Below are 22,070 nucleotides of genomic sequence, written 5' to 3'. Positions count from 1 at the left end.
GAACTTTCTCATTTTGCCACCGCCATATCGCGGCTCTTGGAATAAAGGGCGACAGACGCAAGGATCATCCCGCCCAACAGATAGGACTGCCACGAATCGCCAATATCCAGAAAGGACGTGACCACATTGACCTGGATGATTAGAAGGGCGCCAAGCAGGGAGCCGACAAAGGAACCGCGTCCGCCGAACAGGCTTGCCCCGCCGATGACGACGGCCGCGATGCTGGCCAGCGTGTAGTTGATGCCTGCACTCGGGTCGCCTGACCCTACCTGCGCCATCATCGGCACGGCGGCTATGCCGGCGAGGAGCGAGCAGCCCACATACGCTGTCAGCAGCGTGAGATGTGAGCGTACGCCCGCCATACGAGCAGCTTCGATCCGTGAGCCCACGCCGCGAAACACGAGACCAAGCCGGGTCTTGAATAGGGCAAACTCAAGCGTGACGGCGAGAATGACCGCAACAATGGCGATAACCGGTATGAATCCGGCCTGCGCACCAATTGTCTCAACCACGGAATCAGCGATCAGTCCGCCCGGAACGGGCCGTAACAGAAGGGAAACCGCCTGCAAAGCCATGTAGGTCGCCAGCGTTGCAACCATTGGATGCAGCCGGAAGGGGCCAACCAGCACCCAGTTCACCAGCCCGACTGCTACAGCGACCAGAAACACAATGACCCATCCCGACAGTTGATGCCCCAAGGTGGCTCCATCGTTCAGGAAGAAGGACTGTATAACGACCATTAAGCCCATGAGAGGGCCGACAGACAGGTCGATACCTCCGACCAGCATCAGCGCCTGCTGCCCATATGCGACGATGGCCAGCGTCGCCACCAGTGCCAGCATCCCACTCAGGTTTCGCGTGGACAGATAGGTTTCGTTGACATGCGTTGCGTACATACCGAGAGCGCAGACTGCCAGCGCAAGCATGACAAGAGGAGCCCAGTCTCCGGAAGCCCACTTCCAGAATCCGGCAATGCTGGCCGAACCCCTCTCACGCTCGGTGGTTGCGGTAAGCACCGCCGACGTGATGTTGTTCTCGCTGACGGCCGAGTCGCGCAGTTCCTTGACGATGTGCCCGCGAGAGAAAATCAACACCCGGTCGCACAGACCCGCCACTTCCATCGCGTCCGAGGAGACGACGATGACAGCGGTGCCGGTTGCAGCAGCCTGACGAAGCACCTTGTAAATTTCCATCCGGGCTCCAACGTCGACGCCTTGCGTCGGTTCATCGACGAGGAGCACCTCGGGTTTGCTAGCGAGGACGCTCGCCAGGACGAGCTTTTGCTGATTGCCTCCCGACAGGGAGCGGATGGGTGTCTCAACGGACGGCGTCTTGACTGCGAAACCTTCAATTGCCAGTTTGGTGCGCCTGGCTTCACTTCGCTGGCTGATCCAGCCTTTGACGGAGTCGAACGGAAGACTGCGGATCGAGAAGTTCTCGCGCACAGACAGGTCACCGAAGATGCCTTCCCTGTGCCTGTCACCAGGGAGGCAACGAATACCTGAAGCGGCGGCAGCCTGGGAATTCCGAAGTCTTGCCGGCTTCCCGTTCACGTTGACGCTACCGCGGCTTCGAGCCAGACCAGCAAGGGCGCGCATGAACTCGCGTTGTCCATTGCCGTCTATGCCGGCGAGGCCCACGATTTCACCCTCGCGGACCTGAAGCGATACATCGGTGAAACCTGCACCGCGTAGCGACACCACATCGACGACCATGCCGGCGCGGCTATTTCCAGCTTTGGCGGGGAAGTCCCGGTCCAGCGCCCCACCGACGATGAGTTCGACAATCTGCTGCTCACTGAGGCCGGCCGCGTCGTAGGTCCCTTGTCCTTGTCCATCGCGGAGCACGGTAAGACGATTGGCAATTTTTTGTACCTCGCGAATGCGGTGCGAGATATAGACGACTGCGCAACCAGATGCCGTCACTTTACGAATGCGTTCAAAGAGACGCTCGACGTCCTCGGTCAGCAGATGTTCGGTCGGTTCATCGAGGACCAGCACCTTGGGTTTGGCGGCGAGCGCTTTTACGATCTCGACAATGAAGCGTTGTTCAGGGTTCAAGCTCAAAACGCGCTCGCTCGCGTCAATCGCGACGTCGTCATTCCACTGCCGAAGGAGTTGGTATGCCCATTCGCTTGTTCGCAAGAGAGACGGACGCTGCGCCTCAGGTACACCGAGGTAAAGATTCTCTGCGACGGTCAAATCGGGCATGAGAGCCGGCTCCTGCCGCACGATCGCCAACCCGAGCCGCCGCGCCTCGTCGGTGTCGCCCCTGGTTTCTACGCCATTGATAACGACGCGCCCGTTCTCGGGGACGAGCGAGCCGGACGCGACAGCCATGAGCGTGGACTTGCCGGCGCCGTTCTCGCCGACGAGACCATGTACCTCTCCAGCGAGCACTGAGAACGTGACGTTATCGAGCGCGCGCACACCGGGGAAGATTTTGGTGACGCCGTCAATCTGAAGCAATGTGTTCTGGTCGTTCATGATTTATCTCGAGCTATTACTGCTCAAACACTGCCTTGAGCTTTTCTGGGGGGAGCGCTGAGGACAGGTCGGCATCAGGCGGCGCGCCTGGGTCGCACTTGGGATCGAGGCCACGGGCGCTGTCGGCGTATGCGAAAGGAAGGACTGCAGGCGACTCGTTGTCTTTCGTGCCCTGATAGGCCGCTACTCCTTGCCGCACCGCAAAGCGAACATAGGTCGTCGTGCCGTCGAGCGTGTAGTAGGGAAAGGCGGCTCCCGACTTCCTGGACGACAGGTAATGACAGTTCAGCTCGTTGTCGCTTGCGATTGTGACGATGGCCGGCACGGGAAGATGTGCCTGTTCGAACGCTTTCGCTGCTGCGAGCGCAGTTACTCCGTAATCCGTAACAATGGCGTTAATCTGCGGGTACTGCGCAATGAGGCCTGCCGCCGCCTTTTGCGCATCCACCGGATTCCAGTTCGTCACCACAAACTGATCGTTCAGGAGCTTCAGATTGGGGTATTTCTGGAGACCTGCCCGCAGGCCGTCCATGAAATTTTGCGACGGCGCGGCGCCAGGCGATCCACCCATGAACACCACGTTGCCTTTCTTGACATTGGCTCCCAGCCAGTCGGCCCAAAGGATGCCGATCTGCTTCGAGTCTCCGACAACGTTGACCACATAGTCGCGCCCGGGAACGCCTGCTATCTGTGCCGAATACGGTACAACCTGTACGCCTGCTTTCATGGCCGATCGCATGGCCGGGAGTTGTACGGCGCCAAAATCCGGGAGCATGATGAGGACGTTGATCCCTTGTGCGACCATGCTGTTGATGTCCGAGTTGGCCTTCTGCGGGTCCCCGTTGGCATTACTGTAGATGACCCGCTTGACGTTCTTGCAACGGCTCAGCTCATCCTTGACCTCGGCCAACCCTGTCTTGCGCCAGGTATTGCCGCCGTATCCGTCGGACACGCCGACAATCATCGGCTTGGTGCCACAGAGCGGGGTGATGTCGCCCTGGCGGTTCGTGAGGGAGTCGTCTGCCGCATTTGCTGCAGTGCAGATCAGACCTGCCGAAACCAGCAGGCCGATCTTGCAAAGAGAATCCTTGACCACTTTCTTGCACCGGTGGAATCCCCCAACTCGCACAACGCCGAGTTCTTTGTGCTTGTCCTGATGGGTAAGCAACCCGTCGCTCACTACAAACTGGTTCTGCATTTTTGGCGCTGCAGCGTGCCAGACTCGGAACTTATCGAACATGACGATCCTCGGATTGGGTGATGGATTTGGATTCAATGTTGGTTGAGACGGATAACGAAGCAGAGAAAGCTTTTGAGCTGCGCTTACGCTGTTGTGCGAGCGCGTTGGAGGCTGATGTTTAAAGGTGGCGCCATCAACCAACAGCGAGCAGATGAGATGCCATGGCTGCGCCAGGACACTCTCCGGTCCTTTACATGTCCTTGATCGTGGGCTTTGCATATCGTCCTCCTTGCCGTATTAACTATGTATTCCTTAGTTATTTACGTGGTTCGATAAAGTAATCCGGAGTCGTCGACCGCCGGACAGGGAAGGGCGTTCCAGTTTCCCTTCCGCAATTAACTTGATATAAAACGATACTGTGACAGATCGATTGATATCAAATAATGTGTTTCGGGACGATTAAAGTCAAGAACCCTAGGGAATCTCCCTAGCGATGGGACGCGCGCCGTGTTGGGGGCAGCCGAGGGAAGGCGAAATGCGCAGTTGAACCGTTCCTGCGTGAGTCTTGGCAGGAGCGCATCCACAAGATTTGGCAAGCGCTTCGCTGCTGAATCGAAGCAAGCGGAGGTAGTGCGTCACACGGAGCGTTCTTTCCGGGTGACTGCATTCTGCAAGAGAAACGGTCGGATCCGTGTTGACCGATTGTTGACGCACCTGCAACGGAGAGTTGGGAAAACTAGTACTTACCCTAGTGATTTGTGTCCTTTAGACTTCAGTCAACCGTGGCCAAGAAGTTCTTTTGTAGCGCTGCTAACGACAATCGTTGAGGTACGTCATCATGAAGTCTTTCACCAGGATGGTCCTTATTGCGGGCCTTATTGCAGCACCTGTTGCGTCGTTCGCGCAGTCCAGTCAATCGGTGAGTCGCGCGCAGGTGCGTGCGGAACTGACGCAAGTCGAGAAAGCGGGTTACGACCCGCGCGACTACGTTCACTACCCCGAGAACATCCAGGCTGCTGAAGCAAAGGTCGAGGCACAGAACGCCACGGTCCAGGCCGCCACTTCAGGATACGGCGGTGCATCTAACGGAACGTCTCGTTCTGGCACGGCAAGCGGACTGTAGTGCTGGGCGTTAAGGCGCCATTTTCGACAATCGCGCAAGTTGCGGCTGAGTCTTTCCCACCTGTTTCGGTGGGAAAGACTCAGCCGTTTTGTTATGTGTGCGTCCAGCGCAGACGTAGGTTGCTAATCGACGACCGAGTCTTCGCTGGACTTCTCCGAGAGGTTTTGCGCGATCTGATGCAAAACCTTCCAGAAGACGACCATCTCGTGAGGGTCCACCCCATCAAAGGAGCCGGAGATCATGCGGATGATCTCCGGCATCATCTTATCCACCAGACGTTTGCCATCGTCAGTGAGGCTAACGTCGTACTTGCGCCGGTCCTTCGGATCGCGAGTCCTCTTCAATAGACCGCGCTTTTCCATGCTATCCAAAGCGGGCACAGCGGTTGTCGAGGCGATGCCAACGCGCTTGCTCAGTTCCAGTTGATTCAGTTCGCCGCGTTGAGCCAGCACCCGCAGGTAATACCAATGCGCGATGGACACTTTTTCCTGGTCGAGGATCCTCTGTGCTTGCACGTCATAGAGCCGATTCAACGTTCGGGCCATCCACGGAACTGTTCTGCCCCGATCGTCGAAGATTTCGGGCGCTTCCTTTCTCGACGACCCGCAAGACGGTTCCATGACATTCAGGGTCGTATCGATTTCGGTGAAGTAGGGCTTAGCCATTAGCTCATTCCTCGACATGTAGATGGGGCGTCCAGACAAGGGCCGCAGTCAAGGCGATTTCCTAGGGGATTCCCTACTGTGCTTGACTTTATTCATTCCAAGGCAGATCATTCGATCTAAATCGATGTTACTTGGAATCATCGTAGCACAAATGATCCGCTAGAGGAAACTGTAGGCCGGTCTTGCGTTATGACTCTGTTCCGAGGCCGGGGGCAGTAATCGTGTCGGTTTGTATTGAAATAGGAATGCTAATTAATAGATGGCGCTGATAGCAACATGCAAGTGACGACGCCACGCAATGGTCACGTTTTTTGCAAGTCTGATTGCCGTTGGTTCGAAACAGTTCGAACCTTTACTTCACTACCTGCGTAGAGGATTATCATGATTGAAAAACTGCCACTTTGGGAAGCCGCCAAGCGCGAAATGGAGGAATACCAGTTCCTCGCCGGACCCGAACTGCAGCCCAAATGGGACGTGTCACCAAAGATCGCCATCAACGCCGCTGTGTCTGGCCGCTTTGAGACGACCACGTCGCTCGAGGAATACGTGGATGCGGCGTCCAGCGTGATCGAGGCCGGCGCATGTGGTGTTCACATCGACTTTTCATGGATGACCGACAAACAGGGGCGGCGCCTCGACCGGGACATTCCGCCGGTCGAAGCCTACAGTGCTGTTCTGGAACCGCTCAGGGCGCGCTTTGGCAACGACTTCGTCCCGAACCTGAACGTGCTCCACGGCACCACCTTCGATATATGCATGAGTCCCGCGCGTGCGGGATTGACTGAAGTGGCGCCGTGCGCCCCAGGTCACCCGGAAGCCTTCATGGTGCCCGCAATCGAGGCGCTCGAGGCGACTGGCGTCAAGCCGGAACTTGCCGTCCATAGCTCCGGCGAGATTGAACTTGCCAAGCGAAAGCTCATCGACACAGGCATTCTCAAGAAGCCGTACAACTGGCTGCTTTTGTACGGGCTGCCGTTCAACGTGGGTCGCACGCTGGTGTCGGGCACGTGGGTCAGCGATGCGCAGGACATGGCCCAACACATGTTCCTGATGGTCGACCAGATTCGCAAGATTGATCCGACCTCAGTCATCAGTGTTTGTGCGGCGGGGCGCGCAACGCTGTACATGACGACGCTCGCCACGATGATGGGATTACACATCCGTATCGGCACGGAAGATACGCCGTGGAAGCACCCGAACAGCGACGTGCATCTCAAGGACAACCTTGAAATGTTCAATATGGCGCGTGACATTGCCGGCTTGCTCGGGCGCACTCCGGCAACCGCGAACGAGTACCGGGCGCTGGTCGGAAAGCCGGAACGCTAACAGCACTCAAGGGGGCGCCGCCACTTGCACACACGACTGTTCGTCCAGCTTTTGCATAAGATAGATTGCAGGGAAGACGAGACTCGTTTGCAGGCCGGGTGTGCAGTGCCTCCAATTAGACGACAGCGCATGCGTAAACGCTCCGGGGAGGCACGCCTCTTGTATGGGTTTGACGATGAAGGAGATTGACAAATGAGTGATCAGACAAATGGCGGCGCGCCTCCCGTGCAACTGTGGACTCGGGATGGGTTCATGGGCGCAATTTCTGTCGTGACGCGATCGACATATGCGCCAGACTACCTTTCCGTTGAAGGTCCGCATGCGCCGCGGCGGGCAGTGCTTGATCGATTGATCCCTGACGATCAGGACGATGCGCAAGCTCTTCCGACAACGGTGGCTACCTCCAGGCTGGGTGTCAAGTTGCTTGTGTCCGGTCGACGCAAGCCAATGCCTTATGTGGTCCGAAATGTTGAAGCAGACGAAATTCATTTCATTCAGTCAGGCAGCGTCAAATTCGAAACTGACGTGGGTTCTCTAACGGCTGAGGAAGGTGACTTCGTTTGTATCCCACGGTCGATAGCGTACCGATACGCACCGACCGGCGACGCCATGCGCAGCATCATTGTCGAAAGCCCGTCGGCTTTGAAACTCTCGCCTCCGGCGCCTACAGGAATGCTCAACGTCGCGCGTGACCTGAAGCATGCCAGGGTCGATCCGGAGATTCCCGTAGGCGGACCGACGAAACTGATATTGAAGACCTCCGACGGCGAGAATACGGTGTTCACCATGCCGCATGACCCGCTCTCTCTTGGTCTGCAACTGTCGGAGTCAGTTCCCGTCTGGAAGCTGAATCTGAACAAGATTCAGGTCCTCACTTATTTGCCGGAAGGCGGGCCCCCGAGTCCGTTTCTATCGTCCGGAACGGGAGACGTGCTGATGTTCAACCTGAGTTCGCGCATTTCGAGCCGGCCACCCGTTCATATCAACGCGGACTTCGATGAGGTGATCTGTTATGTGCGAGGACCCGGTGTTTGGGGCGGGTGCTCGGAGCCCGGCACGTTGACCTGGGTGCCAAAGGGCGTCATTCACCACGGACCGGCCGAGAATGTTCCCGAGACCTATCAGGCGTGGTTGCTGGAAACGCGCGCGACGCTTCGCTGGACGCCCAAGGCGATTGCAGCCTCGCAGTTGATGGAAACCGGCGAATACGGACCGCACCCGAGCGTGGGCAAGTGAGGCTAGCGTTTGTGCAGGTCCGCATCACCGTTCGCAAAACATACGCAAGTATCTTCCCGCTTTGCATGGGACCAGAGTAAGGCGCTGAAGCGCCAACTCTGGTCGACATTGGAGACAACCTTGGAATCGCGACTTCAACAGTTTCTCGACGAGGCAGAGATCAAACGCGTTCATATCCGCTATTGCCGGGGTATCGACCGCATGGACTGGGATCTCGTGCGCTCGTGTTATCACCCAGATGCGATTGATCGTCACGGGGCTTATAACGGCGGAGTGGAAGGGTTCATTGATTGGGCCGCGCATTTGTTGCCGACCCTTGAAAGCACACAACACTTTACCGGCAACCAGTACGTGGAGGTTCATGGCGATGTGGCGTACGCGGAGCACTACGCGCAGGCATCCCACCGAACGAAGCCTGAGGGCGACAAGCCCCCCATGGACTGGGTCGTGAACGTCCGCTACGTCGACCGGATGGAACGGCGAAATGGAGCGTGGCGTATCGCCGATCGGGTCGTAGTGCTCGATTCCCAGCGTTCGGACCCGGTCCCCGCCGACTTACCGCTACTTGAGAACTCCAACGTCGGCCGGCGCGATAAGGATGACCCGTCGTACAAATACGGGTTCGTCTGAAGTCCTGACGGTCGCAAATGAAGTCACTTTTTGGTTCTGAGGAAGCAATGGAAAAACGTTTTCGTGTGGGCATTGTCGGTCTGAGCGCCGAGCGTGGTTGGGCTACTACAGCGCATATTCCAGCACTGCGCGCGCTGGCGGACGTATTTGAAATCGCCGGTGTGGCAAACACCAGTCTGGCGAGTGCGCAGGCCGCCGCGGCCGCTTTTGACATTCCACGCGCCTTCGGGAACGTCGCGGAACTCGTCGCTTCTCCAGACATCGATGCCGTGGTTGTAACGGTAAAGGTCCCCTACCATAGGGACGTGGTCGCGGCGGCGCTTGCGGCTGGGAAAAGTGTCTACTGTGAATGGCCGCTTGGAAATGGACTTGCCGAAGCCACCGAGCTTGCTCGTCTCGCGAATGAAACGAAGGCGCTAGCAGTCATTGGAACTCAAGCGGTCGCATCACCCGAAGTGCAATTCGTTCGCAAGCTCGTGGCTGACGGGTACATCGGAGACGTGTTGTCATCGACGTACATCAGTGCCGGGGTCAGCTGGGGCGAACACGTACCACGTGGCGACGCTTATGCGATGGACTCCAAAAACGGCGCGACGCTGCTGTCGGTTATCGGAGGGCATGCCATTGCGGCGGTGCAAAGCGTGCTGGGGCCTATCCGCGAGATTGGCGCCGTGTTGTCGCAGCGCCGGCAAACAGTGAGCATCGTCGACACGGGGGAGAGCATCCCGTTGAAGACGCCCGATCATGTGATGATCAATGCAGTGCTTGAGTCTGGCGCGCCTCTGTCTTTGCAGATTCGTGGTGGTTTGCCGCGCGGAATCAAGTTGCTATGGGAGATCAATGGCACCGAAGGTGACCTGCGCATCACGGCCGCGATCGAACAGGCTCCTGTGGTGAACATCTCTCCGCTGCGTGTGGAAGCGGGTCGTAAAGGCCAGGACGGCTACATCGAGCTTGAGATACCGAAAACGTATTACTTCGGTCTTGAGGATGCTGTAGCTTCCCGCAACGTCGCAGGAATATACCGGTTAATGGCTGACGATCTGCGCCTCGGAACTCGTGCGGCTCCCAACTTCGATGACGCGCTCGAGCTTCACAAGGTTCTATCCGCGATTGAGCAGTCTGATCAGACAGGTCGACGGGTGCACGTCGGCTGATCCGCGGGTCGGGTGATTCTTTGGCACCGGCTTCCAGTAGATATGTTTGCCACGCTCAAAATCAGTTCGGATAACTATTAAATTCGCGGAAGGGATGCAGTTTAAAAATAGACTGCAACCATCTTGCATGGGACCAGAGTAACGCGCTAAAGCGCGAACTCTGGTCGACAGCTAAAGCGCCCACTCTGGTGGACAAAGGAGACAAACAATGAAACGGGCTTCGCTCGTTGACGTCCAGGGGTTCATCAATGAGCACCCGTTCGGCCGCTTTCAACGACTCATTTTTTTCATGTGCTTCGTGATTGTCCTGCTCGATGGTTTCGACACCGCGGCAATCGGATTCATCGCGCCGTCGTTACTGACCGAGTGGCATCTGGCAAAGCCTGATCTCGCACCAGTCCTGAGTGCCGCACTGTTCGGCCTCGCACTCGGTGCGCTCGTGTCGGGCCCTTTGTCCGACCGCGTTGGACGTCGGTCCCTGATGGTCGGGTCCGTGTTCCTCTTCGGTGTTGCCTGTGTCGTGTCCGCGTTCTCAACGACCATCGGTCAACTGACTGTGCTGCGCTTCATGACGGGCATCGGCCTCGGCGCAGCGATGGCTAACGCGGTGACAATGATGGACGAGTTTTGTTCAACCCGACGCCGGGCAACGGTCACCAGCCTGATGTGCTGCGGATTCCCGCTCGGCGCGGCTTTGGGCGGATTGCTTGCGGCATGGCTGGTTCCCCATGCCGGCTGGCGAAGTGTCCTGATGCTGGGCGGGGTCACACCGATACTTCACGGGGTCTTGCTGTTGCTCAAGATGCCGGAATCGGTACGCTTCATGGTGTCAAATGGCAAGCCCGTAGAGCGCATTCGCGCCATTCTGACGCGCATCTCCGATGAAGCAATCAATGCCCGTGGCTTCGTACTGACCGAGACCGCGCCGGGAACGGGCGGTAACGGGCTCGGACTCGTGCTGTCGCGTTCATACATCGTCGGTTCATTGATGCTATGGGTCGCGGCCTTCATGGGACTCCTGATTATTTACGCATTATTCAACTGGATGCCGATTCTGCTGAACGATGCAGGCCTGAGCCTGAAAAGCGCGACGCTGATCTCTGCGCTGTTCCCGCTCGGTGGCGTCGGCGCGGTGCTGTGCGGTGCGCTGATGGATCGCTTCAATGCAAACCTCGTGATTGCCGCGTGCTACGCGCTCGCCGCGATCAGCCTCTTTTGTATTGGAGCGACTGCGGGAAACCTAGCCTTGCTCGTGCCAATCGTACTCGTGTCCGGTGTGCTGATGAACACCGCACAAGCGTCCATGAATGCTCTTGCGGCTGGCTTTTATCCGACTGAAGGGCGTGGCACCGGTGTCGCGTGGATGCTCGGAATGGGCCGCTTTGGCGGCATCGCAGGCTCGTTTCTCGTAGCTGAACTCGTACGCTGGCATGTCACGTTTGTAGGCGTCTTTGCGACGATCGCTGTTGCGGGAGCCTTATCGTGCATCGCTTTGCTCGTCAAGCAGATCGCGCCGCCGCAGATCGTGAGGACTGCGCCCGACGGAAACCGGATCGCCGAGTCATTGACCGGCCGCTAGGGCTATCTCCAACGTATTCGATCACCCTTTGAGGAGGAAACCCGACATGTTCACCGAGGCGCCCACAGCAGCATTCGACTACGCATCACAGGTGTACGAAGCGGTTGATTCGAAGGATGAGCAGCGGCTAGCCCACTTCCTGACGGAAAACTGCACGTTTGTTTATGCCAATAGCGACCCTGTCGTCGGACGCGAAAATATCGCCGAGTCTTCGAAGAACTTCTTGGCATTGATCGCCGGCATCAAGCACCAACTGCTTGATGTCTGGGCGTTCAACGATGTCATTGTCTCGCGGCTCGAAGTGACCTACACGCGCAAGGACGGATCGACACTGACCGTGCCGGCCGTGACGATCTGGCGGGTGCGCGATAAGCAAATCGAAGACTACCGTATCTACATCGACGTTGCGCCGCTGTTCGCGCATTGATTGCAACGGGGGCATAAACGCATGGACCGGGCTCTTGAAGGCAATACGATCATTGTCACGGGCGGTGGCTCGGGTATTGGGCGGGCGGCGGCCATTGCCTGCGCTGCAGCAGGAGCACGCGTGGTGGTAGCGGACATCGCCGTGGCGCTGGGGGAGGACACCGTATCAGCGATTCGGCAACAGGACGGCGAAGCTATTTTCGTGGCAACCGATGTTGCCGATGAAACGCAGGTCGAGGCGCTCGTGGCGGCAGCGGTAGACAAATTCGGACGGCTCGACGGCGCGTTCAACAACGCAGGTCTCGCCCAAGCGAACGTCTTGCTGCACGACTTGACTGCTAAGCAGTGGCGCCGTATTCAAAGCGTCAACTACGACGGCGTTTTCTTCTGTATGAAACACGAGATACGCGCGATGCTGCAAAGCGGCGGGGGCGCCATTGTCAATACATCGTCCACGCTTGGCCGGGTAGCGGTGCCACTCTCGGCTGACTATTGCGGGTCGAAGGGCGGGGTATTGGGTTTGACAAAAGGCGCAGCGGTCGACTATGGCCGCCAGCATATCCGCGTCAACGCCATTCTCCCCGGCGCTGTAGATACGCCAATGGTTCAAGCGCTTACGTCGGATCCGCAATTTGCAGACTTACTCGAGAAGCTTCGGGCATCTCATCCGGTCGGGCGTATCGGCTCACCCGAGGAAATCGCTGCCGCGGCCGTATGGCTCCTGTCGGATAAGTCGTCCTTCGTGACGGGCGCTGAACTGGCCGTGGACGGCGGCTTTCTCGCTACATGACGAGTCGGGAAGGTTTTTTTGAGGCCTACGGAATGGCGGACGGGGATTTGCATGTAAATTGACAGGCCAAGGCAACACGATCATGTCCGGTCCGTTAGTGCGGGCTGGTCAGCCAGTCACCCCAAGACTGGCTAATTTCCCCCCGCGGCACCACCGCAGATATAGGAAGGAGGTCGAGAATGTCCAAAGTTCTGGTTCTGTACTATTCCTCGTATGGCCATGTCGAAACGATGGCGGAAGCCGTCGCCGAGGGCGCGCGCTCCACAGGCGCTACCGTCGATATCAAGCGGATCCCGGAAACAGCGCCTCGAGAGGTAGCCGAGGCCGCTCACTTCAAGCTGGACCAGAAGGCGCCGGTTGCCGTGATCGCCGAGCTCGCTGACTACGACGCCATTATTGTCGGCACGCCGACCCGATTCGGGCGCATCGCCTCGCAGACGGCTTCATTCCTGGATCAGGCCGGCGGCTTGTGGATGAAGGGTGCGCTGGTCGGCAAAGTGGGCGGTGCGTTCACGTCGACCGGGACCCAGCATGGCGGACAGGAAGTGACGTTGTTCTCGGTTATCACCAATCTTCTGCACTTCGGCATGGTCATTGTCGGCCTGCCGTACAGTTTCGCGGGGCAGATGACCTTGGACGAAATTGTCGGCGGTTCTCCGTACGGCGCCACGACGATCGCCGGTACACAAGGTCAGCGCCAGCCGAGCGCAATTGATCTCGACGGCGCTCGCCACCAGGGCGAACTGGTCGCCCGGACGGCAAACAAGCTGTTTGGCTGATCGTCAGCCAGATTCGCACCGTCGACGCGCGAACGAGTCGGCCAGGCAGATCGCCGCTTGGCCGACATCGGCATCGAAATGCGGGCGCACAATACCGACCGCCGCTCTAGCGCTGCCGGTTCAGATCTTCGAATCCCGCAACGAGCGCATCGAGTAGATGACGCACGGCTGGGACCATGCCTCTGCGCGTGGGGAAGATCGCATGGACAAGGCCCGGCGTGCTCGCCAGACCTGGCAGCAGGTGTTGCAGACGGCCGGCCTGAATATCGGCCTCAACCAGTTCCTTGGGCAGCATTGCTACTCCGACGCCGGATAGCGTCGCAACCCGAAGGCTGGCCAGGTCGTCGGTCGCGAGGCGCGGTTGATGTGCCCACGATGTCACACGTCCTTCGGCGTCGACCAGGTCCCAGACAAATCGCTCGCTGTTGCTGGCCATGGAGAGGGTGGGCCATTCCTTCACCGATTCGATCGAACTGGGCACCGCATGGCGCGCCGCCAATTCGGGACTGGCAACCAGAATGCGGATCGACAAGCCCAGCTGGCGGACGGCAAGATCGGTGTTCTCCAATGGCGCAATCCTGACCCGGATCGCAAAGTCCAGGCCTTCCTCGACCACATCCACGCGGCGGTTGGTTGCATCCAGCAGGACCTGGACGTCGGGGTTCTCTTGGATGTACCGCGCGATCATCGTGGAGATGCCGGACTCCAGCAAGGCCACGGCGCAGGCGATGCGAACGGTGCCCTGCGGCTTTGAGCGCGTGCGGTCCACGATATCTTTGGCGGCCTTGGCCTCCGCCACCAGCGCGAGGCAATGCTGGTGGAACTGCCGCCCGGTTTCCGTCAGAGACAGGCTCCGGCTGGTGCGATTGAGCAGGCGCACGCCCAGTTCTTCTTCCAGGGCGCGAATGCGCCGGCTGAGTTTCGACGTCTGCAGGCCGAGGCTGCGCGCGGCCGCCGTGTAGCTTCCATGCTCGACCACCTCTGAGAACAGCCGAAGATCGTTCAGGTCGGTAATTGCGTTCATGAGCAGCCTTTAACTCCTTCTGATCGTTCTATCCACGGCAATGATGCCTTCTAATCCAGGATCTATGCGTCTGTTCGTTGCGAATATAGCATTCGTCTCATCGCCTGTACCAGCATCGAATTCGGTGGCGGGCACAGGCGACAAGCGTCGCATTTGCGAGAAGCGGGGAACGGGAAATGGAGACGGACATGCTCACACACAGGCGTTGGGAATCATTGGACAGGGCGGATCTCGACTGGCTGCGTGCGAAACACCATTTCGTGGTCAGCGCCGACGGCAATCCCGCGCACGCCGCGCTGGGTCCCCTGATCGTCTGGAACGACGACGAGATCGCCAGTGGCAGCGGTTTCCCCATGCACGGGCACCGTGACATGGAGATCATCACCTACGTGCGCCGGGGCCTGCTCGGGCATCGGGACACCTTGGGATCCGAGGGAACCATCCACGCGGGTGATGTGCAGGTCATGAGCGCCGGCACAGGCATACGTCACGCCGAGTTCAACCGGGGCGAAGTGCCGCTCAAGCTCTACCAGATCTGGCTTTTACCTCGTGAAGCCGGTGGCGAACCCGCGTGGGGTACCAAGCCATTCCCCAAAGGCGACCGGTCAGGACGATTCGTAGTCCTTGCCAGCGGGTTCGCCGAGGATGAAGGAGCGCTCCCTATTCGCGCCGATGCGCGTGTGCTTGGCGCGATGCTAAAGGCAGGTGAAAGCGTTCGTCATGAGTTGAGTCCGGCACGCCGTGCCTATCTCGTCGTGGCCTCGGGACGCATTGAAGTGAACGGCGAGCCCGTTGGGCCGCTAGATGGCGTGGCGATCACGAAGGTCGCTGCAGCGCAGATTTCCGCTCTTGAAGATTCCGAGCTGGTGATGGTGGACGCCGGCTGATTCCCTTTTTCGTTATCCACCTCCGCAATTTTATGTCAGGAGATTTTCATGGAACGTTTTAAATTTCTTCCGCTGTTAGGTCGTATCTTGATCGGTGGGCCGTTTGTCATGAGCGGACTGGGCAAACTCGCTGCGTACAGTGCGACCGTTGGCTATATCGCGGCCATGGGTCTGCCCGTGCCGCCACTCGCGTTTCTTGTTTCCGTGCTGATCGAGCTGGGCGGCGGCCTGCTGCTGCTGTCGGGCTACCGGGCTCGCTTTGTGTCGTTGGCGATGGCGCTGTTCTGTGTGGTCACTGCGCTGTTCTTTCACCACAACTTCGCGGATCAAAACCAGATGATTCACTTCCTCAAGAACGTGATGATGGCCGGTGGTCTCCTGCAGATCACCTGGTTCGGTGCCGGCGCGTTCAGCCTGGACGCGCGCACCGGCCGGATAGTCTTGCGTGTTTCGCCTCTGAACGCGAGCTAGGAAGACGGAGTGGTCGAGGCGTTTCGCCTGCCTGATCCGGCGTGCGATCGTCTCGTTTTCTGCATAAGATGGAGAATTGTCAGATATGCAAACTAATTCCCAACCCTCCGCTTCATTGCTTCGCGGCGAAGCGATAGTCACGCGCACGACAGGTCGGCAACACGGTCCTGTCAAGCGGCTGGTCAGCCCGTCCGACCTTGGAGAGCTGCTGAAACCCTTTGTCTTTCTCGACTATTTCGATAGCTCGGTCGACGCCGAAATGCGGTTTTCCATGCATCCCCATTCCGGCCTCGCCACGACGACCGTGCTGCTGGAAGGTGAAGTCGAATACGAAGATACGACAGGTGCATCAGGGATCATGCCGGCCGGCGGCGTCGAGTGGATGAATGCGGGCAGGGGCGTGTGGCATGACGGTCGTGCCAGAGGGAATGGTCCGGTGCGCGGCTATCAGTTGTGGGTCGCGTTGCCCCCTGAGCTCGAACTGGGCGAGCCCTATAGCCAGTATTTATCTGCGAGCGAAATACCTCGTACCGGCCCGGCCCGCGTCATCCTGGGTCGTTATGGAGACGCGGAAAGTCCGATACCCGCACCCCAAGGCATCAACTACCTGCTCGTGCAACTTTCGGCAGGAGAACAGTGGCAGTACACGCCGCCGGCCGGCCACAACGTCGCCTGGCTAAGCGTTCAACGTGGCGCAGTAAGCATCGCTGACGAACCGATCTCCGATGAGCTCGTCGTGTTGGGCGAATCCGAAGGTATTTTGGCATTCACCGCCGACGAAGATTCGGAGTTCGTCTTGGGCTCGGCGGTCCCGCATCCGCACAATCTCGTGCTTGGCTATTACTCGGTTCATACCTCATCAGAGGCGTTGCGCGTGGGGGAGGCCAGGATCGGGGAGATTGGGGCACAACTGCGTCGCCGCGGCCGCATCGGGTAATCCGCCGAAAGTGATGTCGGCAGGACGCGAATACTCTATCGAGAATATTTCATGCTAAACGTCAATGTTGGCAACGCGGCTATTCCCGCAATCGGTTTTGGCACTTATGGAATGAGTGCCACCGACGTCTATCGATTGATTCCCGCAGCCCTTGGTGCTGGCTTCCGTCATATCGACACCGCGCAAATCTATCGTAACGAGGGCGAAATAGGCGAGTGCGTGGCCGCGTCCGGCATTCCAAGAAGCGAAATCTTTCTGACGACCAAAGTCTGGGTCAGCAACTACTCAGAGCGATTATTCGAAGCGTCGGTCAATGAGAGCCTCCGAAAGCTCAAGACAGACTATATCGATCTGCTCTTGCTGCACTGGCCAGGTTCGGATGTGCCGCTGGCCGAGCAGATCGCGGGACTCAATGCGGTCGCACGCGCCGGCAAGGTAAAACACATTGGCGTCAGCAATTTCAACCGCGCACTGATGACGGAAGCTATCGGCCTCTCTGCTGCCACTCTCGTGACGAATCAGTTCGAATACCATCCGTATTTGAACCAGTCCCGGCTTATAGAAAGCACGCTACAGGCGGGGCTTGCCGTGACAGGATATTGCGGCATGGCGATTGGCCGCGTTTTCTCCGACCCGACGCTCAAGGAGATCGGGGCACGTCACGGCAAAACCATCGCCCAGATTGTCTTGCGGTGGCTAGTTCAACAGCGCGGGATCGTGGCGCTTTCGAGGACCACCCGGATCGATCGACTGGCGCAGAATCTGGCCGTATTCGACTTTGAGTTGGGTAACACGGATATGGCGGCAATACACTCGTTGGCGACGGAGGATAGCCGCATTGTCGATCCCCCCGGACTCGCCCCGCTGTGGGACAGCACTAGCGTTTGACTACGTGTGCCCGATATAACGCGATTTTCCTACCTGCTTCGTTAAGTGGATTGGCGGGCCGCGTCCGCTGCCTGCATCCGCGCGGCCTGGTGACTAGTGGTGACTAGTGGAGAGCCGACTCCGTTAGTTCATCGACTCTCCGTCGCGACCGCACGGACGCTTCTTTCTTCAGGTCCGTAAGCCGAGTATGGGCGTAGGCTCAGGCATTCATTCCGCCATCCACGGTAAGATTCGCTCCGGTTATGTACGAGGACTCCGGGCCGGCGATGAACGCTACCATGGCGGCGATCTCCTCAACGCGCCCGTACCGGTCGAGCGCAGTGGCGGCCTTCTGCGGCACCGCCCAATCGCCGGAGGCGGGGTTCAAGTCTGTATCAATCGGACCAGGCTGGACATTGTTGACCGTGATGCCCCGGGCTCCTACCTCTCTGGAGAGCGCCTGAGTGAACATTCTGACGGCTGCCTTCGTGGCTGCGTAGGGCACCAGCCCCGGCGCAATGGCGCGCTCGCCCACCGCCGAACCGATCATGATGATGCGGCCCCCATCACCCAGGTGCTTCAGCGCAGCCTTGGTCGTGGCAAATACACCGCGGATGTTAATGTCGATCACTCGATCCATCTCCTCCAGCGTCGTGTCTTCGAACGTTTTCGGAATGGCCGTCCCAGCATTGTTCACCAGCACATCCAGCCGGCCGAATGTCGCGACAGTTTTTTCGACCGCGGCTTCGACGGCTTTGACGTCGGCAGCGTCCGCCTGGATCGCAATTGCCTTTCCGCCATTGAGCTCAATCGCTTTCACCACGCCAGACGCTGCGCTGGCGTCCTTCGCGTAGGTAACAGCCACGCTTGCTCCATCCGCGGCCAAACGTTTCGCGATTGCTGCGCCGATCCCTCGCGAACCACCGGTAACGAGCGCCACTTTTTCGGTTAACTTAGACATGTGCTTTCCTTGAATTTTCGGTGAGTGAATCAATGCGTCACTGATTTAGTTGATGATTCATTGGTTAGTGAAAGTCAATTAGTCAGGATCGCTAATATTCTCGCGAGAAGGAAAGTCCTGGAGAACCAGAACTCTCTGCATATCGTCAAGCCAGACCCGAGCTATTCGGTCGACGTCCCCGAGCGGCACAAACTCGTCAGGCCCTACGTACCTCACGCGCGATTGAACGTAGCGCTTAACTTAACGCTCCACATCGGGCAGGCTCGCTATCGACCACCTTGTTGATGTAGTGACTATAGGTTTGCGTGGAGCTTGCGACAAAGACTTTGTAAGCAGGGGGCCATGCCTTTCAGGCATGAAGACGAAGCTGAGGCAGCTTCCAGATATCGCTGGCGGGATGGCAGGCAAGGCTACACAAAGCACGGTGCATCGGGGTATTCGCACTTGCCCCGATGCACCGTGCTCCTTCGACACTACAACTACGCAGTCTTAAAACGCATGCTTGACGCCGATAGTGATGGCGACCTGACTGTTCGTCGACGAAGGCGACAGCGTGTTGATGGTGGCGTTATTAAGCGCCGAGCCGTCAGTACCACCACTGACGTGCTGATAGACGCCTTCCGCATAGAGATCCGTGCGCTTGCTGAGCGAGTAATCTGTCTGCAGCGTCACCTCGTGCCACCTCGGCGATGACGACGTGCCGCCCGTGCTATAGGCACCGTCGGTGAAGGTATAAGCGCCTGCCAGACTTAACGCAGAGGTCAACGCATAACGCGCATTGACCTCGTAGTTGTTCAACCGCAAGCCTCCGTTCAACGCGACATTTCCTGCGCTGCCGGCAAACACGCTAGCCATATTGTCGATCTGCGAATGCGTCCACAGCAAACCAACAGTCGCCGGGCCAAACACATAGTTGCCGCCCACGCCCCAGATACGCTGACGGGCTGCGACGAAATCCGCGCTGCCATCGGCTAGCGACACCGCGCCATTGGGATTCGTCCCCAACACACCGCCGCCCGCGTTGTTCATCTGCAGGTAGGCCGTTGCCACATTGAACGGACCATGCGCATAGGTAGCACCAAACCCATAGGCACGATTGTTCGAGAAACTGTCCGCGTTATTGCTGAACGAATACGCGCCGCCGAACGTGACGCCCGCGTAAGTCGTACTTACATATTTGACCGTGTTGTTCAGGCTCAACGAGTCAGCCGCGAGATTATCGTTGTTGAACGGATGCGCCGAAAGATTGCCGCCATAACCGCTGCCCGCTGCCGATAACGGGCCGAGATAGTCATTCACCGAATCGAACTGCCGCCCGAGCAACACGGTGCCGAACTGGCTGCTTTGCAGGCCCACGTACGCTTGTTCACCGAAGGCGTCGCCGCTGTTGAACTGCGTACCGTTGTTCAGGTTGAAACCGTTCTCGAGCTTGAATACAGCTTGCAGGCCGCCGCCCAGGTCTTCTGCGCCTTTGAGTCCGAAGACGGTGTTTTCGGTTGCAGCACTCGTTTCCTGCCAGGCGCTGTGGCCGCCCTGGTTGTTCGTGTATATAAGGCCGGCATCGATTACACCATACAGCGTCACACTGCTTTGTGCATGCGCTGAGACAACACAGCCAGCGGATAGAGCGGCGGCCAGGAAAGACGTGTTCAGGGATTTATTCATATTCACAACTCCATGGTGTTACGGCGCTGAGCGCGCTTTGAAACCGCTTGCCGCCGGGTCGAAGTGTCGACCCGGCGCAAACAGACATCGGATACTTTGGAAAGGGGATAGGCCGTGTTCAGGCCATGATGGCGATCTGCCGGGTGCAGGCGTCCAGCGCGATCCGGAGCTGCTCTTTGAGCGTGACCGACGCTTCCATGATGGGTAAGCGAGTCTCACTTCTGATCACGCCGTCTATCGCCAGTGCCGCCTTCACGCCGGCAGGATTGGGCGCGGCGAACAAGAGCTTGATGACCGGCTTGAGCGCCTCGAAAAACGCAACAGCGTCGTCCGTTCTTGCCGATAAAACCCGTTCGTGGATCTCGGCAAGAATATCGGCGAAAAGATGAGCGCTCGTCAGGATGCCGCCCGAGCCGCCCGCGATCAGGCAGTCGACATAGGCATCGTCGTTGCCGCACAGTACGCTGATCGGCAATTGGCAGAGCTTTTGGAAAGTCGCTGGCACGCACGCCTTGATGGCGACAATATTGGCGCGTTCGACGAGACGCTCGACGGTGCTCGTCTCGATACAAACGCCGGTGCGATGCGGCACGTCGTACAAAATGATGGGCCGTTCGGTGACGCTCGCCACCTGGTCGAAGTGCCAGCGAATGCCGTTTTGATCGGGGCAGATGTAGGCGGGCGCTGAGACCAAATATCCGCCGATATCCCAGCGGTCCAGTTCGCGGATTTCCTGCACCATGTCGCGCGTATTGATACCACCGACACCCACTACCACCGTCAGGCGTGTCCCGATCACCTCGAACAAGGAGCGCAGGACCTTAAGCCGTTCGCTGTGATCGAGCAGCGCCGCTTCACCTGTCGTTCCGAGCGCGACGAAACCGCTGATCTCCTGGCTCAGATAGCGTTCGGCGAGGCGCTGGAGTGCATCGACGTCGACCTGTCCGTCCTTGAACGGTGTGACGATAGGCAACCATATTCCAGACACCATGCTCAACTCCGCTGCGCGCGGCGACCGGCTGCACGCGAAGGATTGAGGTGGCTTACAGCGTTTGAAACTGCCGCCGGGCGGGATACCTTGCCCGCGTAAATGCTCGTTAAGACATCTTCGATCTTCATGATGATTTGCTTCGAATTCCATTCAATTGGATCAAACGAAGCCTATCGGATCGAGCGTAAATGTCCTGTTAAAAAACGCATTTCGCGCGTATAGAATGCGGAGTTGCCTCGTTGACGAACCGACGGATTCGAATCGTCAGGCACGTTCCTCCGCAGGGATATCTGCCATGATGGTGGCCAAAATCATCGCTTCTATGTTTCGTGGTGCAGGTTTAACAAGCCTGGGTCGAAAGACGATATCGCCTGTTGCAATGGCTTGGCCACTCAGGGCGCAAATCCCGGCTTTCTTCGCGATGCAGCGTCGCCATAACTGTTCGCCGTAGCAGCAGGAGGTCGCGTCGCTCCATGCAACCGTTGCCGAGGTCTGTCCCTTGCGCTCCAGAACCCGGATGGCGCATTTCCGGAAGTGGCCTTCGCTGTACATCGGGCGGACCTGACTGGACGCAGTGCGCTGGCATAGTTCGCCTTCGCTCGAGAGGAGGGCGATCGTTGACAGCCACGTTCTGTCTGCTTCAAAGGGTGCTTGCATGATGTGATTCCTCTCAGCCTCAAAGCTTCACAGCCTCACGCGTTCGCGCACCCGTGCGGTCTCGCGCATGAACATCGCAAGCACGATGCCACCGAGCACTACAGACCGGATGCAATCACCAAGCCGTAGTAGTCGAATCGAACGGTTCGTCATGCCATGTGATTGATGGTAGGTAGCAGGGCGAAGGACGGCAATTACATGAATCTGGAATCAGCGAGGCCACGCACCTGGAC

Annotated in this window: 21 protein-coding genes; 13 read left to right on the top strand and 8 right to left on the bottom strand. The window is 58.3% G+C overall.

Translation table 11 applies throughout. From position 1 onward, the window contains the following. Positions 1-8: 8 nt before the first annotated feature. The gene (locus FH08_RS0118125; protein WP_031359691.1) at positions 9-2,486 is read right to left on the bottom strand and encodes an ATP-binding cassette domain-containing protein; all 2,478 of its coding nucleotides are present in this window, start codon (positions 2,484-2,486) and stop codon (positions 9-11) included. A gap of 16 nt (positions 2,487-2,502) precedes the next feature. Next, on the bottom strand, positions 2,503-3,684 hold the full coding sequence (locus FH08_RS0118120) for a substrate-binding domain-containing protein (protein ID WP_235210401.1): 1,182 nt from the start codon (positions 3,682-3,684) through the stop codon (positions 2,503-2,505). Positions 3,685-4,504: 820 nt separating this feature from the next. Between FH08_RS0118120 and FH08_RS0118115 the strand changes: the two genes are divergently transcribed. Then, positions 4,505-4,789, top strand: a complete 285-nt coding sequence (locus FH08_RS0118115; RefSeq protein ID WP_031359689.1) for a DUF4148 domain-containing protein — start codon at positions 4,505-4,507, stop codon at positions 4,787-4,789. 122 nt (positions 4,790-4,911) lie between these two features. Here FH08_RS0118115 and FH08_RS0118110 read toward each other — a convergent pair whose 3' ends face one another. Then, on the bottom strand, positions 4,912-5,454 hold the full coding sequence (locus tag FH08_RS0118110; protein ID WP_031359688.1) for a MarR family winged helix-turn-helix transcriptional regulator: 543 nt from the start codon (positions 5,452-5,454) through the stop codon (positions 4,912-4,914). Positions 5,455-5,835: 381 nt separating this feature from the next. Between FH08_RS0118110 and FH08_RS0118105 the strand changes: the two genes are divergently transcribed. The 8 genes from FH08_RS0118105 (at position 5,836) to wrbA (ending at position 13,377) form a co-directional block, all read left to right on the top strand. Continuing rightward, on the top strand, positions 5,836-6,780 hold the full coding sequence (locus FH08_RS0118105; RefSeq protein WP_031359687.1) for a 3-keto-5-aminohexanoate cleavage protein: 945 nt from the start codon (positions 5,836-5,838) through the stop codon (positions 6,778-6,780). A 192-nt stretch (positions 6,781-6,972) separates the two neighbouring features. After that, on the top strand, positions 6,973-8,016 hold the full coding sequence (locus FH08_RS0118100; protein ID WP_031359686.1) for a cupin domain-containing protein: 1,044 nt from the start codon (positions 6,973-6,975) through the stop codon (positions 8,014-8,016). 120 nt (positions 8,017-8,136) lie between these two features. Next, positions 8,137-8,646, top strand: a complete 510-nt coding sequence (locus FH08_RS0118095; RefSeq protein WP_031359685.1) for a nuclear transport factor 2 family protein — start codon at positions 8,137-8,139, stop codon at positions 8,644-8,646. A 47-nt stretch (positions 8,647-8,693) separates the two neighbouring features. Then, positions 8,694-9,803, top strand: a complete 1,110-nt coding sequence (locus FH08_RS0118090; protein ID WP_031359684.1) for a Gfo/Idh/MocA family protein — start codon at positions 8,694-8,696, stop codon at positions 9,801-9,803. Positions 9,804-10,011: 208 nt separating this feature from the next. Then, on the top strand, positions 10,012-11,382 hold the full coding sequence (locus FH08_RS0118085; protein ID WP_031359683.1) for an MFS transporter: 1,371 nt from the start codon (positions 10,012-10,014) through the stop codon (positions 11,380-11,382). A gap of 46 nt (positions 11,383-11,428) precedes the next feature. Next, a complete protein-coding gene (locus FH08_RS0118080; RefSeq protein WP_031359682.1) occupies positions 11,429-11,809 on the top strand; it encodes a nuclear transport factor 2 family protein in 381 nt (126 codons plus the stop codon). A 21-nt stretch (positions 11,810-11,830) separates the two neighbouring features. Next, on the top strand, positions 11,831-12,598 hold the full coding sequence (locus tag FH08_RS0118075; protein WP_031359681.1) for a glucose 1-dehydrogenase: 768 nt from the start codon (positions 11,831-11,833) through the stop codon (positions 12,596-12,598). 179 nt (positions 12,599-12,777) lie between these two features. Further along, a complete protein-coding gene (gene wrbA, locus FH08_RS0118070) occupies positions 12,778-13,377 on the top strand; it encodes an NAD(P)H:quinone oxidoreductase (RefSeq protein ID WP_031359680.1) in 600 nt (199 codons plus the stop codon). 106 nt (positions 13,378-13,483) lie between these two features. On the opposite strand, the gene FH08_RS0118065 is transcribed toward wrbA, so the two are convergent. After that, a complete protein-coding gene (locus tag FH08_RS0118065; RefSeq protein ID WP_031359679.1) occupies positions 13,484-14,401 on the bottom strand; it encodes a LysR substrate-binding domain-containing protein in 918 nt (305 codons plus the stop codon). Positions 14,402-14,589: 188 nt separating this feature from the next. On the opposite strand from FH08_RS0118065, the gene FH08_RS0118060 reads away from it, so the two are divergent. The 4 genes from FH08_RS0118060 to FH08_RS0118045 all read left to right on the top strand — a co-directional run bounded on the left by FH08_RS0118060 (position 14,590) and on the right by FH08_RS0118045 (position 17,584). Beyond that, complete coding sequence (locus FH08_RS0118060) at positions 14,590-15,288, top strand: pirin family protein (protein WP_031359678.1); 699 nt, start codon at positions 14,590-14,592, stop codon at positions 15,286-15,288. A 48-nt stretch (positions 15,289-15,336) separates the two neighbouring features. Then, complete coding sequence (locus tag FH08_RS0118055) at positions 15,337-15,759, top strand: DoxX family protein (RefSeq protein WP_031359677.1); 423 nt, start codon at positions 15,337-15,339, stop codon at positions 15,757-15,759. An 85-nt stretch (positions 15,760-15,844) separates the two neighbouring features. Beyond that, positions 15,845-16,696, top strand: coding sequence for a pirin family protein (locus tag FH08_RS0118050; protein ID WP_031359676.1), 852 nt, complete (start codon positions 15,845-15,847; stop codon positions 16,694-16,696). Between the two features lie 51 nt (positions 16,697-16,747). Further along, entirely contained in the window at positions 16,748-17,584 is an 837-nt protein-coding gene (locus tag FH08_RS0118045; RefSeq protein WP_031359675.1) for an aldo/keto reductase, read from the top strand. Positions 17,585-17,783: 199 nt separating this feature from the next. On the opposite strand, the gene FH08_RS0118040 is transcribed toward FH08_RS0118045, so the two are convergent. From FH08_RS0118040 to FH08_RS48485, 4 genes are all read right to left on the bottom strand, one after another. Beyond that, positions 17,784-18,524: an SDR family NAD(P)-dependent oxidoreductase gene (locus tag FH08_RS0118040; RefSeq protein ID WP_031359674.1), complete on the bottom strand. Its 741-nt coding sequence runs from the start codon at positions 18,522-18,524 to the stop codon at positions 17,784-17,786. A 489-nt stretch (positions 18,525-19,013) separates the two neighbouring features. Next, complete coding sequence (locus tag FH08_RS0118035; protein ID WP_031359673.1) at positions 19,014-20,189, bottom strand: porin; 1,176 nt, start codon at positions 20,187-20,189, stop codon at positions 19,014-19,016. Between the two features lie 118 nt (positions 20,190-20,307). Beyond that, positions 20,308-21,180, bottom strand: coding sequence for a 4-hydroxy-tetrahydrodipicolinate synthase (dapA, locus tag FH08_RS0118030; protein ID WP_031359672.1), 873 nt, complete (start codon positions 21,178-21,180; stop codon positions 20,308-20,310). 264 nt (positions 21,181-21,444) lie between these two features. Further along, positions 21,445-21,837, bottom strand: a complete 393-nt coding sequence (locus FH08_RS48485; RefSeq protein WP_051888354.1) for a DUF3331 domain-containing protein — start codon at positions 21,835-21,837, stop codon at positions 21,445-21,447. Positions 21,838-22,070 lie beyond the last annotated feature (233 nt).

This window comes from Caballeronia sordidicola (assembly GCF_000729995.1).
In the GTDB taxonomy this organism is placed as follows: Bacteria; Pseudomonadota; Gammaproteobacteria; order Burkholderiales; family Burkholderiaceae; genus Caballeronia; species Caballeronia sordidicola_A.
The sequence above is the reverse complement of the archived record's forward strand: the minus strand, read 5'-3'. Positions and strand labels throughout refer to the sequence as shown.